Raw genomic sequence first — 17,382 nt, 5'->3', positions numbered from 1 at the left:
TCAATCATTTTGGTTTTCAACCAAAGCTTATGAATCACCATGAACACGGAGAAAAAGGTAATCGCTTCAAAGAACGTCAATTGACAGGTCGTGACTATTACGCAATATGGTCACAAATATCCTCTATTGAAGGAATCTCAATGCCTCCCCTCCGTCCAATTGCACTTTTGGTCAGCGCCGGCTTAATGGCCGGTTGCGCAGTCGGTCCGGATTACCATCGTCCAGACGCTCCGCTTTCGGATCGTTACTTGGGTCAAGCTGCTGTCGAACAGCGGCCTGGAACGATGCCGGCCAGCCTTGTCGCTTGGTGGGAAGGCTTTGGTGATCCAGTGCTGACCGGGTTCATTTCCAAGGCACTAGAGCAGAATCTGGACCTGGCGCAGGCGTCGGCGCGAGTCACACAGGCGCAGGCCGGACTGGGTGCTGCAAATGCCGCGTTACTGCCTTCGGGGAATATCAGCAGCCAGGCTGCGCGCTCGTACCAGTCAATCGAGACGCCACTCGGCCAGGTGTTGAATTCGACACCTGGCTATGATCGGTACGGAAATTCCTACGAGGTCAACCTCGATGCCAGCTGGGAGGCAGATGTCTTTGGTGGCCTGCGACGCGGACGCGAGGCTGCTCTGGCCGAGTACCAGGCGTCCCAGGCGGGCGTCGCGGCCACACGACTGGCCATCGCCGCGCAGACCGCCGATGTCTACATCACTATTCGCGGATTGCAGACACGGCTGGACATTGCCAACAGGCAAGTCAAAACGCAGCAGGCGTTGCTAGAGAAAGTCCAATTGCTCTACAGCAAGGGACTCGCCGCCAACTATCAGGTTCGCCAGACCGAGGGTGAGCTATCACAGGTTCAAGCGACAGTGCCGGTCCTGCAAACCGGTCTGGATGCTGCGATGAATGCACTGGATGTCATGCTCGGCACCCCGCCAGGCACTCACCGCACACAACTTGCAATGGCAGCGAGCATTCCTGTAGCACCGCCGTTAAAAGCGATGGGAACGCCGGCCGATTTGCTGCGCCGCAGGCCTGATCTGATTATGGCCGAGCGCCGTCTTGCGGCCTCAAACGCACGCATCGGGGAGGCGATTGCCGAGTACTACCCGAAGTTCTCCCTTAGCGCATTGCTGGGCAGTGCCACGGCGGTGTCCGCCGGCAATCTTTTTACCGGCGGCGCCAGCCAATCGGCGGGCCTGCTGGGACTGCGCTGGAGGCTCTTCGACTTCGGTCGCATAAACGCCCAAATCGACCAGGCCAAGGGACAGGAAGCCGAAACCCTGGCGGCTTACCGTCAGTCTGTGTTGCGCGCCACCGAGGATGTCGAGAACGCGCTCTCCTCACTGGTGAATCGGGAGGCTCAAGCAACCACACTCACCGGGGGAGAGGCGTCTCTTACTCAGGCTCGCCAATCGTCGTTCATTGCCTATGAGAAAGGCACGGCCAGCCTGATTGATGTCCTGCACGCTGACGAGACGATGCTGCAGGCTTCCGATGCTCGGGCGCAAGCGCGAACGGAGTCGGCACGAGCGGCGGTAGCGGTATTCAAGTCACTCGGTGGTGGCTGGCAACCTCGGGATGTCACGGTGACGAGTCGATGAAGCTTGAGGGGAAAGGCCCGAGATGTGTGCTTGAAGGTCGGGAGGCAACGCGTGCTCCCGACAGGACACTTATCGTGTAACAGCACTCAACTAGAAGCGGTAACTCACAGAAGTACCGAGCCCGCTCGCACCGTTCTTATAGTTGGCACTGTATGCACCTCGGGTCGCCGAGGTGTCATTGACCTGAACGCTCTCCTCCCACAGGTAGGAGTAAGCCACATCGATCGTGACATTCTCTGCCGGAGTCCAGCCAGCACCGAAGCTGATCACCTTCCTGTCGCTCGTCGGAATGCGCGGTCCACGATTGATGTTATTGGTGGGTGACTGATCGACCGAAAAGCCTGCGCGAAGCACCCACTCGTCATTCAGTTTGTACGCCGTGCCGATGGCGTGAGCCCCCATATCATGCCAGTTCTGCTCTTCGGTAATGGTGCCCAGCGCGCCGCTCAACGCAGGGGGTAAACCCGTGTTCTCGATGGTTAATTCTTTGAAGCGACTCCAGCGAGTCCTGGTGCTCCCCCACGTAAAGGGTCCAGTCATTATTAAGCTGATGAGTCACCGAGAGATCCACTGACTCCGGGGTATCCACATCCAGCGAAGCGTCATAACTCCGGCCGCTGACTCCCAACACGCTAAAGATGCCGTCAGTGACCTTGGTCTTGGCATCCAATTGATAACTGACCTTGGAATGGTAGGTCATGCCCAAACGGGTTCGGTCTGTAGCCTGCACCAGGATACCGGCGTTGAAACCGAGGGCAGTGTCGTCGCCAGTGCTTTTAAGTTTTCCGTCGTTGCGACCAGGACTGAGTGGGTTGGGCACCATACCGGACAACTCACCGCTGATACGGTTGATGGTCGGACCGAACCCGATCGAAACTTTGTCGTTAAAGGCATAGCTGATGGTGGGCTGGAACGTAAAAGTCGTGACCTCGCTTTTGTTGGCGTAGTAACGCCCGGCAAAACCGCTGCCATAGTCAGTGATCAGACCGAAAGGTACATAAAAACCCACACCAAACGCCCAATGCTCATCGATAGGTTTGACGTAGTACCCCATAGGTACCGTGGTGGTTGGCACCATGTCGCCGTCTTCCTGGCCTCCGAATGTACTGCGGGTATGGCTTATGTCGGACTTGGCAAAAAGAGTCGAAGCTCCCACGCTGACCTGCTCTCTTTTCAAGCGAGACATTCCCGCGGGATTACCGAATACCGTGCTCGCATCTTCAGCAGAGGAGGAGCGACCGGCAAACCCCGACCCCATCCCGCTGATGCTCTGTTCATTAAGAGCAAAGCCGCTTGCAAAAACGTTTGAGGATGCGAGCACGACAGCAAGGCCAAATGGGCTCTTGAGCACTATTTTTTTCATTGTTTGAACTCTATGGGATCACTGAGATGACGCAGTAGATGCGACGGACCACCATATTTACTCATGTGACAAAATCAGTCATTGGTCACGATACAGATAAATAAATGCCCTTCGCCGGATGGACGAAGGGCCAAGTGAAAAGCCGTTTGATGATCTGTTGCTTACCCGGGGATGCCGTAAACCTTTAGCCGAAGGTCAAGGCATGAGGCTACGCAAGATGAGGTTGGAGGTGAGCATGGGCGCCTCCTCGACGAAATCGAGGTTGTACTGCAGCAGCAAGGGATTGACGAAGGGCCGTAGCGCGAGATGTATCGCTTCTACTGTTTCATCCAGCGGAGTCTTGCGTTCAAATTCGCCAATCTCTCGCCCCTCCCGAACGATTTGCGACACGAAGCTTTTGATCTGTGCGTCATAAGCCTGCGTACTGGGCCAGCTTTCCGACGCCGCGAACGCTGCAATGTCATAGAGTTTTCGGTCGTTGAAGAACAGATTCACACCGGTGGCGATAACAGTTTTGACCAAACGTCGAAAGCGCTCCGTTGGAGACAGGCCTTCTACATTGATAGCCTGCTCCACTGCCGCGACGATTTCTGCCAGACAATTAGCGCAGATGGCCTCACCGATTGCTTGCTTGGAATCAAAGAATTTGTAGATGTAAGCCTTGGAAAACCCGATGGCCTTGGCCAGGTCGGAAACCGTGGTTTTGCTGTAGCCGTATTGACTGAAGTGCTCGTTGGCCGCCGCGACAATCTGGTCTCGAATGTCGTGATCGGCTGGGCCACGGGTGCTGGGCGAAGATGAAGATATTGATGGCTGATTCATGGAAATAGCTTACTCACCCTATCGAGGACTTACAAATTGCGACTAATTATATATATAGTCACAAATCGAACGTTTGAAAACCACAGTTGATCAGATTTGAAACGGGTTGACGTTTTGAGTAATCGCATATGGCGGATTAGCGTTCCAAAAGTTCCTTGTCGCTTACGCTAGACAGTCCCATCCCCTTCTCCTCGTGCTGGTGACGAAGCTCAGCCCAGTCTATAAGGGCAGTCATAGCCGGGCCGAGTGCATGACCCAGCACCGTCAGCGCGTACTCCACCCGCGGCGGCACCTCTGGGTATACGGTGCGTTGAACGATGTCATCCTGCTGAAGCCCTTTCAACTGCTGAATGAGCATCTTCTGCGTGACATCGGGAATGAGCTTTTCCAGTTCGGAGAACCGAAGCGGCCGGCCTTTAGCGGCCATCAGCTCATTGATGATCACAATTTTCCATTTGCCCTCCAAAACGCGAAGCGTAGCGTTTATAGCGGCTGACCAGGCCTGCCGTCGTAAAGGGTTCCCACATTCCCACTCGCGCTCCATCGATACTTACCTTTTGGTGGGTTACAGACTAAAACGTCGGTTCTTGCGGATCTTGCAGTGCTGATACTAACGTATCCGGACTTTGAATCCCTGGAGGCATTATGAAAATTGCGATCGTTGGTATTGGATCTATCGGCGGCCCCCTTACCCGAAAGCTTGTCACTGCTGGCCACGAGATCAGCGTCGCCAACTCTCGCGGAAAGGACTCGGTAAGCGCTTTTGCCAAGGAAGCGGGTGCTATTGCTTGCGATCTGAACGATGTCTTCGACGGCGCCGATGCTGTGATTATTTCCATTCCCCAACCAGCCATGGCGACTCTTCCCAAGAACCTTTTGGCCGCATTGCCATCCTCGGTTCCAGTGGTCGACACGAGTAATTACTACCCGGGCCTGAGAGACGAGCGCATCGCCGCTTTGGAAAATGGTCAAACCGAGAGCGTGTGGGTCAGCGAGCAGCTTGGCCGACCGGTAATCAAGGCCTTCAACAATATTCTTGCTTATTCGCTGGAAAATCTTGGTAAGCCAAAAGACGCCGAAGGCCGCCTGGGCGTAGCCGTTGCGGGGGACGATGAAAATCATAAGCGTCTCGTGATGCAACTTGTCGATGACGTTGGATTCGAGCCGGTCGACAGCGGCAGCCTCGAAGACTCATGGCGTCAACAGCCCTGCACGCCAGCGTACTGCTGCGATTACACCGCTGAAGAGATGCGCCCGGCGCTGAATGCTGCAGTCAAGGGAGCCGCCGCGCAGAAGAGAGAGGTGTTCAATGCGCAACTCCCTGCACTATTCGCCAAAAACCCTTCTCATCATGACGTCGTTGAATTTAATCGAAGCTTCAACGCGGCCAGTTGAACTCCTCGTAACCCACCGGCAGCTATCGGCCCAGGCACCCTGGTTGACCTTCCCGACGATCGCCAAGCGATGCTACGAAATCTAATGTCAGATCATTTCTACATCACCTCTGACGCCAGTCATCACCGCGACCACCTCGTGTAGGCAACCATAGCCCCTCATCATTCTGAGTGTCCGCAATGGGTTGTGGATTTAACCGGTCGATGTAGCCCCTTGTACGCACTGAAGGTCCTACCCCTGCCCTCGCAACGCCGAAATATCCCTCTTTGGGGGTACGCCAAACAGCCGGCTGTATTCACGGCTGAACTGCGATGGGCTTTCATAGCCGACCTTGAAAGCGGCACTGGATACGTCCTGGTGTTCATTGAGCATCAATCGCCTTGCCTCATTCAGTCGCAGCCACTTTTGATACTGCAAGGGGCTCATCGCGGTGAGTTGGCGGAAGTGGTGGTGAAAGGTCGGAGTGCTCATCTGCACTCGGGCCGCAAGTTCATCGACGCGAAGCGCCAAGGTGTAATTCAACTTCAACCAATCGATGGCTTTCGCGATCCGATAACCTTGGCCATCGACAGACGTTATTTGTCGAAGCCGGCTCGCCTGATCACTCTGCAAGAGACGGTAGTGAATCTCGCGCTGGATCAAGGGCGCAAGGACAGGGATGGACTCCGGCTCATCGAGCAGTGCCAGTAAGCGCTCAAATGAGGCCAGCATCGCTGGTGTCACGGCACCAATTCCTACCCCTTTCACAACTGATCGATCACGGGTTGGCGGCAGGTCACTTTGCGCTATCAGCTCAGCCAGAATGCGCAGATCGAGTTTCAACGTCAGCCCTAGGCATGGCTGTTCCGGGCTTGCCGCTAGCACTTCTGAATTGGCAGGTAAGTCCAACGAGGTGATCAGAAATCGCGACGTGTCGTAGGGGTAACCCTCGCCACCTACCCAGAGCTGTTTCTCACCCCGGGCGATGAGGATGATGCTTGGCTCGACCATGCAGACGATGGGCGGTGCTGGATGTTCGCGCCTGAAGAAGCCGAGACCTGTAATGGCCGTTCCGAAATCACCTGGTTTCGAGATCTGCGCGCCGATGATCTGCGCAAGCTTTTCTTGTGGCGATGTCTGTTGAGGAGCTGCGTCGGGGTTGTTGTTCATATTCGTCTTGTACCTCTTCACTGAACTCTAACTCGCCAGCTACCGACCGTCCTGCAAAAAAACAGAGACTCATAGAATCAGGCAAGTAATCCAGCGCAATGCACTACAGAGGGTCTGGGCAGAGCGGGAGAATGTTCATCCGACAAACCCATCGAGGATGCTCCCATGCTTGTCAAAGCCTACGGTGCTCACGCAGGCGAAAAACCCCTTGAGTCGATGCAGATCAACCGCCGCGAGCCGGCGGCCCATGATGTTCAGATCGATATCGCCTTCTGTGGCATCTGCCATTCGGATTTGCATCAAGTACGCGCCGAGTGGGCAGGCACGCAATTTCCCTGCGTACCGGGGCACGAAATTGTCGGCCACGTATCAGCGGTGGGCGCACATGTAGCGGATTTTAAAGTCGGCGATCTGGTCGGTGTAGGCTGCATCGTCGACAGCTGCAAACACTGCGACGACTGTGAGACTGGCCTAGAAAACTACTGCGACGACATGGTTGGCACCTACAACTTCCCGACACCGGACGCACCCGGCTGGACGCTGGGCGGCTACTCGCAAAACATCGTGGTGCATGAGCGCTACGTGTTGCGCATCCGCCATCCCGAGGCACAACTGGCTGCCGTCGCTCCGCTGCTGTGCGCGGGCATAACCACCTACTCACCTCTGCGCCACTGGAATGCCGGCCCAGGCAAGAAAATAGGCGTGGTCGGCATCGGTGGCCTGGGCCACATGGGCATCAAGCTGGCTCATGCGATGGGCGCCCACGTCGTGGCGTTCACCACCTCTGAATCCAAGCGCGAGGCGGCAAAGGAGTTAGGCGCCGATGAAGTCGTCGTATCGCGCAAACCTGAAGAAATGGCTGCACATACCAAGAGTTTCGACTTCATTCTCAACACCGTCGCAGCCCCCCACGATCTTGATGCGTTTCTGGTGCTGCTCAAGCGTGATGGTGCGCTGACGCTGGTCGGCGCGCCCGCCTCGCCACACCCATCGCCGAACGTATTCAACCTGATCATGAAGCGCCGAACGATTGCTGGCTCGATGATCGGAGGCATCCCGGAAACACAGGAGATGCTGGATTTCTGTGCCGAGCACGGCATCGTCGCCGACATCGAACTGGTTCGAGCAGACCAGATAAATGAATCCTACGAGCGAATGCTCAAGGGTGACGTCAAGTATCGCTTCGTGGTCGACAACGCCACGTTGGCTGACTAAACGCCTGAGTCAAAAACTCCAGTGAACAACCATTCAATCGAAAGGAATATCCAGTGAAAGGAATTTTGCTAGCCCTAGGGCTGCTTGTTATCTCTTTTTCTTCAATGGGAGCCAACATGTCGAACGGCGCAGACAACTTCTACACCAGCGATAAAGTGATCGTGGAAAAGGTCAACTTCAAAAACCAATATGGCATGAAGGTGACAGGTAACTTGTTCACCCTCAAAGGACTCGAACCGCAATCAAAGAGTGCAGCGATAATCGTCGGACACCCTATGGGTGCAGTAAAGGAACAGAGCGCGAATCTTTACGCCACTAAAATGGCCGAGCAGGGATTTATCACGCTGTCACTGGACTTGTCGTTCTGGGGTGAGAGCGAAGGTACGCCTCGCCAAGCAGTTTCACCTGATATTTACGCCGAGGACTTTAGTGCCGCCGTGGACTATCTCGGCACTCGCCCGATTGTTGATCGAGAGCGTATCGGCGTCATCGGTATCTGCGGCAGTGGCAGCTTCGCCATCAGCGCCGCCAAGATCGACCCTCGTCTGAAAGCCATCGCCACGGTCAGCATGTATGACATGGGGGCGGCCAACCGTAACGGTCTCAAGCACTCAGTCACGTTGGAACAACGCCAGCAAATCATTCGCGATGCGGCGCAGCAACGTAACGCGGAATTCTGGCGCGGCGAAGTTCGCTATACCAGCGGCTCACCACTAAAGCTGACCGGCAACGCTGTGGGTGACGAGTTCTATGATTTCTACCGCACTCCGCGCGGCGAGGTCACCCCCGCTAGCGCATCGCCGCAAACCACTACCATGCCGACGCTGACCAGCAATGTGAAGTTCATGAACTTCTACCCATTCAACGACATCGAGACCATCTCCCCGCGCCCACTGCTTTTCATTACGGGCGCCACGGCGCACTCAAGGGAGTTCAGCGAGGACGCCTACAAACGGGCGGCCGAACCCAAAGAGTTGCTGATCGTTCCAGATGCCGGGCATGTGGATCTTTACGATCGGGTCAATTTGATTCCCTTCGCCAAGTTGGCCACGTTCTTCAACAGTCATCTGAAGTAATCGGATCGGCGACCCACACGGGAACCGTTCCTCTCTCGCGGCTTCGCTTCTGGAGCCGCGACGCTTCACGCAATACAGGATTTTTCAATGCCCCATCTTCCCTCCTCCCATGAAGCTCAACATTCATGGGGCGCTGTCCTGGCCATGTCGCTCGCCGCCTTCGTGCTGGTGGCATCGGAGTTCATGCCCGTCAGCCTGCTGACACCAATTGCCGCCGATCTGCATATCACCGAAGGACAAGCCGGTCAGGGCATTTCCGTTTCGGGGCTGTTTGCCTTATTCACCAGCCTTCTTATCCCGCTGGTGGCGGCGCGGGTTGACCGTAAACCGCTACTTCTTTCACTGACGCTGTTGATGATCCTTTCCGGAACAGTGGTCGCGTTCGCACCGAACTACGGGGTATTCATGATCGGGCGCGCGCTGATCGGTGTTGCGATTGGTGGCTTCTGGTCACTGTCGGCGGCAACCGCCATGCGCCTTGTGCCTGATGACCAGGTCACACGCGCCATGGCAATCGTCAACGGCGGCAACGCTTTGGCGACTGTGATTGCAGCACCATTGGGCAGTTTTCTCGGTGCCTTGATTGGCTGGCGCGGTGCATTCTTGTGCGTCATCCCAGTCGCGATAGTCGCTTGTGTATGGCTGTCTGTAAGCCTTCCACCGATGAAATCGCAAAGCGGCTCAGGCACTGGAAACGTCTTCAGGTTGATGAAAAGCGTACCGGTCGCGCTAGGCATGGTAGCGGTCAGTGTGTTTTTCATGGGCCAGTTCATGCTGTTTACCTATTTGCGCCCATTCCTTGAAACGGTCACGCACGTCAGTGTCTCCATGCTGTCTTTTATGTTGCTCGTTCTGGGCCTGGCGGGACTTGCCGGAACCTTCCTGATTGAAGCGTTCTTGAAAAATGGCCTGCATCGAACCCTCATCGTCATCCCGATCTTTATGGCGATGATTGCACTGGCGCTTGTTTCATTCGGTAGCTCGACGGCCACCACGACCGTCTTGCTTGGCGCATGGGGACTGGTTGCGACTGCAGCGCCCGTGGGATGGTGGACATGGCTGGCAAGAACGTTGCCACACGCTGCTGAAGCGGGAGGCGGTTTAATGGTGGCGATCATCCAACTCGCTATTGCGTCTGGCGCAACCGTTGGCGGGCTGGTCTTCGACTCGAGCGGCTATCAAGCGACCTTCGAATTGAGCGCCACTTTGCTAGGCGTGGCGGCCGTTCTTGCCTTCCTGGCTGCACGCGCAGCATCGCGGGAGCCTGTTGCATCGGTAAGCATTGCTTGAAATAACCGCAAGACACGCCAAGGCATGTCTTGCGGTTTCGGTGGAGGAGACGCTCGAAAATTGGACGTGACCGTCAGCGTGCGCTGTCGATGATTTGCCCACCGTCCAATCCTATGAAGCCGCCACTGAAAAGGCGGCCTGCGAAAATCGCGAGGCCGCAATCAGGGGATCACCAGAGGGCGATGTCGTAGGTAAAGTAGATTCGGTTGCTATCTCGGCCACGGGAATAATCAGAGCGGTAAACGTAGTTACGCAACCGCACACCCAGCCCCTTGAAGGTGCCTTGTTGCACGACGTAAGCCAGTTCGGCATCACGCTCCCACTCCTTGACAGCGGTGTCGGACTTACCGTCGTTGCCGCTCAGATACCGGGTGGAAAACGTCAGACCCGGCACGCCGACGGCAGCAAAGTTATAGCCGTAATTAAGCATCCAGGTTTTTTCATCCTCCTCGACAAACTTGCCTATCCCGGCGTTGCTGAACGAATAAACCGTTGCGCCACTGATAAAAGGCAATCCGGCATCACCACTGAGGGTCTGGTATCCGCCACCGAAGGTATGGCCAGAGATGGCGTAAGACAGTTGCCCGCTCAGCATGTTGTTGTCGATCTTGCCACCGAAGGCTGAGCCGGTATCGACACTGTTGAAGTAGCGTAAATCACTGGTCAGCACGCCGCCGCCCAAGGGCTGATCGTGCTGGATACCTGCAAAGTTCTGACGGTAAAAGTTTTCCAGTTCGCCGTAGAAGTAACTCGAACGAACGCTCTTTCCCAGCTTGTATTCGGCGCCTGCATAGCTGAAGTCGCCTGATTTATCTCCGCCGTAACCGTCGGGCACAATCGGCATGCTGTCGCTGGAATCACGCAGTTTGAATCGATCCAGGTAGCCCCCGGTGAGGGTGAGGTTTTCGATGTCGACGCTACTGATCTGAGTGCCTTGGTACGTTTGCGGCAACAGACGCGCGTCGTTATAGATCAGCACCGGAGTCTTGGGTAGCAAGGTGCCGTATTTGACCGTGGTCTTGGCCAGTTGGGCTTTGGCTGTCATACCCAGACTTGCGAATTCGTCAGCCGCACGACCGTCATCATGTACGGGCAACAAGCCAGTGCCGCTGCGGCCACGGCCGGAGTCGAGCTTGACCCCGAGCAGGCCGAGGGCATCAACACCAAACCCGATAGTGCCAGGCGTAAATCCCGACTGGTAATCCAACAGAAATCCCTGGGCCCACTCGGTTCGCTCGCTCTTCGCCGTCCTTGCTGATTTGGCACTCAAGCCATGCTCATCGCGGAAATTTTCATTGAAATAGACGTTGCGCAATTGCAGCTTGAGCTTGCTGTCGTCGATCAATCCTTCTGCACTGGCGCTGGCCAGCGGCAACAAACCAAGAAGTGAAAACAGCGCCCGCTGGGTATGCAAAGTGGTCATTGGCAAACTACTCATTGTTGTTATTTGGAGTGCAGAACAGCGCACGCCTCGCAAGCGAAGCGCGTCAGGAGAAACAGATGGTTGGGGTGAATCAGGAGAAGAGACTGATCGCCCCGGTCAACAGGGCTAGCGCGGTGACTACTAATGAAGTGAGTACCGCCCATTTGACGGTGGCTTTCTGGAAATCGCCGATATCACGATCGACCATACCCACCAGCAACAGGGTTGAGGCTACCAACGGACTCATCAGGTGTACTGGCTGACCGAGAATCGACGCGCGGGCGATTTCCACCGGGTCAATGCCATAGGCTGCAGCGGCATTAGCCAAGATGGGTACCACCCCAAAGTAGTAAGCATCGTTGGAAAGAACAAAGGTCAACGGCATGCTGGTGATCGCCACCACCAGTGGGAACAGGTGACCCCAGGATGGCGGAATCCAGTCCACCAGCGTTTGCGCCAGGGAGTCGACCATCTTGGTGCCCGAGAAAATCCCGGCAAAGATACCGGCGGCAAACACCAGCAGCACCACCGTCATCGCATTGCCGGAATGGGCGAGAATGCGCTCTTTCTGAATATCCAGTTGCGGGTAGTTGATCATCAGTGCCAGGACAAATCCGATCAGGAACAGGATCGCCGAGTGCATGATCCCCATTACCAGCGCGACCATGACCGCGATCACCAGCAACAGGTTCACGTATGCAAGTTTAGGCCGCTTGTGCGGGGTATCGCCCAGGATCTCGTCGATGTAGCAATTACCGCCACCGCTCTGTAGCTGCACATTACCGATGCGCTTACGCTCGGCACGGCCCAGGAGGAAAGCGGTGAACACCACCCACATCGCGCCGCCGATCATGGTCGGCAGCAAGGGCACGAAGTACTCGCCGGCATCCAGGCCCAGTGCCGCGATCGCCCTTGTAGCGGGCCCGCCCCATGGGGTCATGCCGCTCATGATGCTCAAGGACAACATGGCGATGGTCGCCAGAATCATCGGGTTCATGCCGATACGCTTGTACAACGGCAGCATTGCCGCGCAGGTGATCATGTAGGTGGTTGTGCCGTCGCCGTCGAGGGCTACCAGCAGTGACAGCAGCGCGGTGCCAATAGCGATTTTCATCGGATCGCCGTTTACACGCTTGAGGATTTTACGAATCAACGGGTCGAACAACCCGGCATCAATCATCAGGCCGAAGAACAGGATGGCGAACAGCAGAAGCGCAGCCGAAGGCGCAACCATCTTCAGGCCGTCGAGCATCATCTTGCCCGTAGTACCGCCAAAACCGCCAATCACCGCAAACACAATCGGCACCACCGTCAGGGCGACAATCGGCGATAGGCGTTTCGACATTATCAGATAGGTAAAAACCACCACCATGGCCAAACCAAGAAATGCGAGCATAGGTCAGTTCTCTTGTTCTTATCAGTAGCGTGGCCGATGCGCAGGCGCACGACCTCGAACCCGCCAGACGGTACGATCAGCCGTGCCTGGCGGGGAGTTGAATGAAATGTTTGTTGGGTGTTTCAGGCGTGTCCGGTCAGACGTGTTCCGTGACCTTGCGACCATCCCAGTTTTCACTCTGGGTTTGTGCCAGGGAGGGCGACGGTTCGCCGTCAAGAGTCCGCATCAGTGTCTCGCGATCACAAGCGTTCTCCGAGATGGACATCACCACGGTAGCCACGGCGTTGCTTGCCAGACTGGTCAAGGCCCGGGCTTCCGACATGAAGCGGTCAATACCGATCAGCAGTGCAAGGCCGGCCAAGGGAATGTCATGGATCACAGTCAGTGTCGACGCCAGCGCGACAAACCCGGCTCCGGTCACACCTGCTGCACCCTTCGAGGACAACAGCATGATGGCCAGCATGGTCACGGTCTGTGTCAGGCTTAGATCGATGTTGCAAGCTTGAGCAATGAATACCGCTGCCAGCGATAGGTAGATTGCCGTACCGTCGAGGTTAAACGAGTACCCCGTTGGCAGCACCAACCCCACCACGCCTTTTTTGCAACCCAGGGCTTGCAGCTTTTCCAACATCCGCGGCATCACCGGCTCGGTTGAGGAAGTCCCGAGCACCACCAGGAACTCTTCGCGGAAGTAGCGCAGCAACTTCCAGAGACTGAAGCCATTTGCCCGGCAAATGCTCCCCAGCACCACAAAGACGAAGAAGGCACAGGCTACGTACAAGGTCATGATCAGCTTGGCCAGCGAGCCCAACGATGTAATACCGTACTGGCCTACGGTGAATGCCAACGCGCCAAAAGCACCGATCGGAGCGAAGCGCATCAGATAGGAGAAAATCTTGAACACCATGTGCGAGGCGGATTCCAGTACATCCAGTACCGGCTTGCCACGCTCGCCGATGGCCGACAGTGCGAAACCGCAAAGCACCGCGATGAACAACACCGGCAGCACTTCACCCTTATTGAAAGCGCCGATGAAAGTGTCCGGGATGATGTGCATGAAAAAATCGACCACTCCCAGCTTCGCGGCGGAATCGGTGTATTGCGACAGTCCCTTGGTGCTCAACTGGGCGGGGTCAATGTTCATGCCCACACCGGGTTTGAACAGGTAGACCGACACCAGGCCTATGATCAAACTGATCACGGTCAGTGCCAGGAACAGCAGCATGGTCTTGCTCAACAGACGCCCGAGGGAGCGTTTGTCGCTCATGCCAGCAATACCGGTGACGATGGTGCAGAACACCACCGGAGCGATCATCATCTTGATCAACTTGATGAAGGCATCACCAAGCGGCTTCAAGGCTATGGCCTGTTGCGACCAAAAATGTCCGACCAGCACACCCAACAGCACGGCGAGGAGAATCTGGAAGTAGAGCGATTTTACAACTTTCATGGCATCACCCATTTTTAGAATTGTGCTGATGCAAGAACGGCAATGACCAGGGGAAGTTATCCGGCAAGTCGTTGGGAAGCCGTGGCGTAGACAAAACCGGAGAACAGCCTGCGCGATGTACGCACCACTGAGGCACGAATTGTCTCACCCTGATCGCCGGTGTAGGACAATACGACATCTATCCCGCCACTTGGATGTTCAATGCGTACTTGCTTCAAGCGCGGCTCGCTAACCCCGCCGAGCAATTGCGCGACCACACTGCCTTCAGTGACACAAGCGGTGGCAAGGCCGATGGAACCGGTGATCGCCAAGGCCCGGTGGCAGTTGTGTGGCATGAAGTAGCGCACCTGAATTGTGCCGCCAGCCTTGGCCGGTGACACCAGTACAGGCTTGGGAATCACTTTGTCGCTGACGTCACCCAGGCCCATTGCCAAGCCGGCTTGCAGTCGCAAGGACTCCAGGCGACGCAGGAACTCTTTGTCGGCATCCAGTTCAGCAGGACTTTCATCGCCGCGCTTACCCAGTTGGCCAGCTTCGATGATCATCATCGGCATCGCCATGTCGATGCAGGTCACTGGAATACCGTCGATCAAATCCTGCGTTTGCCCAGTTGGGAAAAGCTTGCCGGTCTTGCTGCCCGCAGCATCCAGGAAGGTGAGTTGCACAGGAGCAGCGGTACCCGGCACACCATCGATGGCGGTGTCACCTTCATAGCTGACCTTCCCACCGGGCGTCTGTACCTCGGCGTTCACAAAAGTGCCCGTGTTGAGGTTGCGAATACGCACACGTGTCAGGTCTTTGGAGGCTTTTACCAGCCCCTGCTCGATGGCGAACGGGCCAACGGCGCAAAGCATGTTGCCGCAATTAGGCGCGGTGTCGACTCGACGCTGGGAGACCATGACTTGAACGAACAGATAGTCGACATCCGCCTCAGGATGCAGCGACGGGCTGACGATCGCCGCCTTGCTGGTTTGTGGGCTGCCACCACCGATGCCGTCAATTTCCAGTTCATGCCCAGAGCCCATGAGGTTGAGCAGCAGTTCATCACGGTCTTCGATCGCAACAGGTAGATCCCAGGCGAGGAACACTGGGCCCTTGGAAGTACCACCGCGCATTAGCACACAGGGAATTCGTTGCATGAACACTAACTCTTGTTGATCAATCGGGGTAATTGATGTCTTGTGAGCAAGAGTCGCAGGCTTTAAAAATTGTTTCCAATGCAAATATCAGCCTGATTATTGCGTTTTACGAATGATAAATTTAGGCTGACTGGGCTTAACAACTCTCGGCTAGTGAGATAAAAAAGTGAATTATGAGCTCAATGACATCCGATCTTTCGTGAAGATCGCCGAACTTGGAAGCTTCCACGAAGCTGCCGATGCATTGCATCTCTCTCAACCCGCGCTGAGTCGGAGAATGAAAAAGCTTGAAGAGGGATTGGGAACAGCGCTTCTTGATCGCACGACAAGAAGGGTAAGCCTCACCAGCGTTGGGCGAGACTTCCTGCCCAAGGCACGACGCTTATTGGATGACTTCGACGACTCGATACTTAACATCCGAGAGTTGGCGGAGCGGCAGAGCGGCCGTGTAACCCTTGCCTGCATCCCAACCGCAGCCTTCTACTTCCTCCCTTCGGTAATCCGCCTCTACAACGAGCGCTATCCACAAATCCGCATTCGCTTGCTTGATCTCAGTGCGAACGAAGGGCTGGAGGCTGTTCTGCGTGGCGAAGCCGACTTTGGCATCAACATGATGAGCGGACAGCACCCAGACATAGAGTTCGTGCCGTTGGTCAACGAGCCTTTTGTTTTAGCTTGTCGACGCGATCATGAGCTGGCCGAGCGTAGCTCGGTAACCTGGTCTGAACTTAGCAATTACCGCCTTATCGGGGTCGGTCGCCTAAGCGGCAACCGCATGTTGCTTGACCACGCTTTGTCAGGCTTGAGCTGGCGTCCACAATGGTTCTATGAGGTGCAACACCTGTCTACATCACTGGGCCTGGTAGAGGCTGGCTTAGGAGTCTCGGCAATGCCGAGCCTCGCAATGCCTGCTGTGGATCATCCAACATTGGTAAGCGTCCCTTTGATAGAGCCCATAGTTAACCGATCGTTGGGACTGGTTTACCGTCGAGGAGCTTCACTCTCTCCGGCAGCGGAAAAATTCGTCTCAATACTGCTCGAACAATGGGAAAAATGACCTCACGCTCTTAAGTGCTGGTACGCGCACTACCCCACGAACGCCAACCTTCATCACGTGAACTGATCCCTGAATGAACCATTGGCTGCTTACTAACGTTTACCCTCAGAACCCACTGACGACAGGGGAAATTGCTCATCTATTGGCGCGGGTCGGCGAGGATTGCCGAACCTGGTTGGCGGCAGAGTTACTGACCTTGGTGCGGGGTGAAATGCTGCTGGCTCAATGTACAATTTTCGCTTATCCGGAAGGCCAGGAGCCGCAGGTGTTGTCGTGTTCCGATCAGGCAAGACTCGTGCAGATATCGCGTATCTCTCGGGACTACGTCGAGCGTTTTCACAGCCTGGACGGCAACCGCCAAGCGATGCTCGGTCACCGGGCAAAATACGGCGGCGCGCGAATCCTGGCTCAGCTTCAGTCAGTTGAAGACATCACCCATCGTGACTATCGGCGGGTCTGCTACGAGCAACCGCAAATCTCTCAGCGCATGGCCTTGCTCAATCATCAGGAAGAGGGCGGGGCTTGGCTGTCGATCAACTTCTATCGAGGTCGTGAGCACGGCAATTTCAATCAGCACGAAATTGAATTTATCGAGTCGGTTGCGCCGTTACTGATTCAAGTCACGCGTTTGCACTATCGCGCTTTTATCGAAGCCAATCAGATGCCGTCCTTGTTAAGTCAACGCGTCGAATTGCTCTATCCTGAACTGACTCGTCGGGACCGTGAACTGCTCAGGCATTTGCTCAGTGGCCTGGGGGCGGAAGACATTGCGCCCCTGATGGGCATCCAGCGCTCAAGCGCCGCTACCTACATCAAGCGACTTTATCGAAAGGTGGGAGTCAGTGGACATCGAGAATTGCTGGGGCTGGTAGTGAGAGGTCGTTGGTCCTGAACAGGCGTTGAATACTGAACATTGGCGAAAAACCGCGAGTCTGAGCATCTTTCATTCACCGCTAGCCATGGGTGGCCATTCCGACTTCGTAACTTGCGTGGCAAACGTTCAAGTATT

At 55.7% G+C, this 17,382-nt stretch carries 14 protein-coding genes and 1 pseudogene; 7 read left to right on the top strand and 8 right to left on the bottom strand.

Annotated elements, in window-relative coordinates:
• Nucleotides 1-140: 140 nt before the first annotated feature.
• A complete protein-coding gene (locus KGB29_RS01855) occupies nucleotides 141-1,598 on the top strand; it encodes an efflux transporter outer membrane subunit (protein WP_159389639.1) in 1,458 nt (485 codons plus the stop codon).
• Nucleotides 1,599-1,688: 90 nt separating this feature from the next.
• On the opposite strand, the pseudogene KGB29_RS01850 reads toward KGB29_RS01855, so the two are convergent.
• From KGB29_RS01850 to KGB29_RS01840, 3 genes and pseudogenes are all read right to left on the bottom strand, one after another.
• Nucleotides 1,689-2,961 (bottom strand): annotated as a pseudogene (locus tag KGB29_RS01850) (OmpP1/FadL family transporter).
• A gap of 195 nt (nucleotides 2,962-3,156) precedes the next feature.
• Nucleotides 3,157-3,783 carry a TetR/AcrR family transcriptional regulator gene (locus tag KGB29_RS01845; RefSeq protein ID WP_159389638.1) on the bottom strand — a complete coding sequence of 209 codons (627 nt, stop codon included), beginning with the start codon at nucleotides 3,781-3,783 and terminating at the stop codon, nucleotides 3,157-3,159.
• Nucleotides 3,784-3,919: 136 nt separating this feature from the next.
• Nucleotides 3,920-4,327: a winged helix-turn-helix transcriptional regulator gene (locus tag KGB29_RS01840; protein ID WP_090454518.1), complete on the bottom strand. Its 408-nt coding sequence runs from the start codon at nucleotides 4,325-4,327 to the stop codon at nucleotides 3,920-3,922.
• Nucleotides 4,328-4,428: 101 nt separating this feature from the next.
• On the opposite strand from KGB29_RS01840, the gene KGB29_RS01835 reads away from it, so the two are divergent.
• Nucleotides 4,429-5,178 (top strand): NADPH-dependent F420 reductase, encoded by a 750-nt coding sequence (locus KGB29_RS01835; protein WP_090454517.1) that lies wholly within the window; start codon nucleotides 4,429-4,431, stop codon nucleotides 5,176-5,178.
• A gap of 231 nt (nucleotides 5,179-5,409) precedes the next feature.
• On the opposite strand, the gene KGB29_RS01830 is transcribed toward KGB29_RS01835, so the two are convergent.
• The gene (locus KGB29_RS01830) at nucleotides 5,410-6,327 is read right to left on the bottom strand and encodes an AraC family transcriptional regulator (protein ID WP_159389636.1); all 918 of its coding nucleotides are present in this window, start codon (nucleotides 6,325-6,327) and stop codon (nucleotides 5,410-5,412) included.
• Nucleotides 6,328-6,492: 165 nt separating this feature from the next.
• On the opposite strand from KGB29_RS01830, the gene KGB29_RS01825 reads away from it, so the two are divergent.
• The 3 genes from KGB29_RS01825 to KGB29_RS01815 all read left to right on the top strand — a co-directional run bounded on the left by KGB29_RS01825 (nucleotide 6,493) and on the right by KGB29_RS01815 (nucleotide 9,908).
• On the top strand, nucleotides 6,493-7,542 hold the full coding sequence (locus tag KGB29_RS01825; protein WP_223543995.1) for an NAD(P)-dependent alcohol dehydrogenase: 1,050 nt from the start codon (nucleotides 6,493-6,495) through the stop codon (nucleotides 7,540-7,542).
• Nucleotides 7,543-7,595: 53 nt separating this feature from the next.
• Nucleotides 7,596-8,618: an alpha/beta hydrolase gene (locus KGB29_RS01820; RefSeq protein WP_218543179.1), complete on the top strand. Its 1,023-nt coding sequence runs from the start codon at nucleotides 7,596-7,598 to the stop codon at nucleotides 8,616-8,618.
• A gap of 87 nt (nucleotides 8,619-8,705) precedes the next feature.
• Nucleotides 8,706-9,908: an MFS transporter gene (locus tag KGB29_RS01815; protein WP_167362855.1), complete on the top strand. Its 1,203-nt coding sequence runs from the start codon at nucleotides 8,706-8,708 to the stop codon at nucleotides 9,906-9,908.
• A 169-nt stretch (nucleotides 9,909-10,077) separates the two neighbouring features.
• Here the strand turns inward: KGB29_RS01815 and KGB29_RS01810 are convergent, their stop codons facing one another.
• The 4 genes from KGB29_RS01810 to KGB29_RS01795 form a co-directional block, all read right to left on the bottom strand.
• Nucleotides 10,078-11,331 (bottom strand): OprD family porin, encoded by a 1,254-nt coding sequence (locus KGB29_RS01810; protein ID WP_159389633.1) that lies wholly within the window; start codon nucleotides 11,329-11,331, stop codon nucleotides 10,078-10,080.
• Between the two features lie 91 nt (nucleotides 11,332-11,422).
• The gene (locus KGB29_RS01805; RefSeq protein ID WP_090454507.1) at nucleotides 11,423-12,727 is read right to left on the bottom strand and encodes a CitMHS family transporter; all 1,305 of its coding nucleotides are present in this window, start codon (nucleotides 12,725-12,727) and stop codon (nucleotides 11,423-11,425) included.
• A 136-nt stretch (nucleotides 12,728-12,863) separates the two neighbouring features.
• Complete coding sequence (dctA, locus tag KGB29_RS01800) at nucleotides 12,864-14,189, bottom strand: C4-dicarboxylate transporter DctA (RefSeq protein WP_223616214.1); 1,326 nt, start codon at nucleotides 14,187-14,189, stop codon at nucleotides 12,864-12,866.
• A gap of 44 nt (nucleotides 14,190-14,233) precedes the next feature.
• Nucleotides 14,234-15,316 (bottom strand): 4-oxalomesaconate tautomerase, encoded by a 1,083-nt coding sequence (locus KGB29_RS01795; RefSeq protein ID WP_223616213.1) that lies wholly within the window; start codon nucleotides 15,314-15,316, stop codon nucleotides 14,234-14,236.
• Nucleotides 15,317-15,482: 166 nt separating this feature from the next.
• Here KGB29_RS01795 and KGB29_RS01790 point away from each other — a divergent pair, with 166 nt between their 5' ends.
• The gene (locus tag KGB29_RS01790) at nucleotides 15,483-16,373 is read left to right on the top strand and encodes a LysR family transcriptional regulator (protein WP_015095835.1); all 891 of its coding nucleotides are present in this window, start codon (nucleotides 15,483-15,485) and stop codon (nucleotides 16,371-16,373) included.
• Nucleotides 16,374-16,446: 73 nt separating this feature from the next.
• Nucleotides 16,447-17,265 (top strand): helix-turn-helix transcriptional regulator, encoded by an 819-nt coding sequence (locus KGB29_RS01785; RefSeq protein WP_223508879.1) that lies wholly within the window; start codon nucleotides 16,447-16,449, stop codon nucleotides 17,263-17,265.
• Nucleotides 17,266-17,382 lie beyond the last annotated feature (117 nt).

The sequence above is a fragment of the Pseudomonas sp. BF-B-30 genome (assembly GCF_019956305.1).
GTDB classification, from domain to species: domain Bacteria; phylum Pseudomonadota; class Gammaproteobacteria; order Pseudomonadales; family Pseudomonadaceae; genus Aquipseudomonas; species Aquipseudomonas jessenii.
The sequence above is the reverse complement of the archived record's forward strand: the minus strand, read 5'-3'. Positions and strand labels throughout refer to the sequence as shown.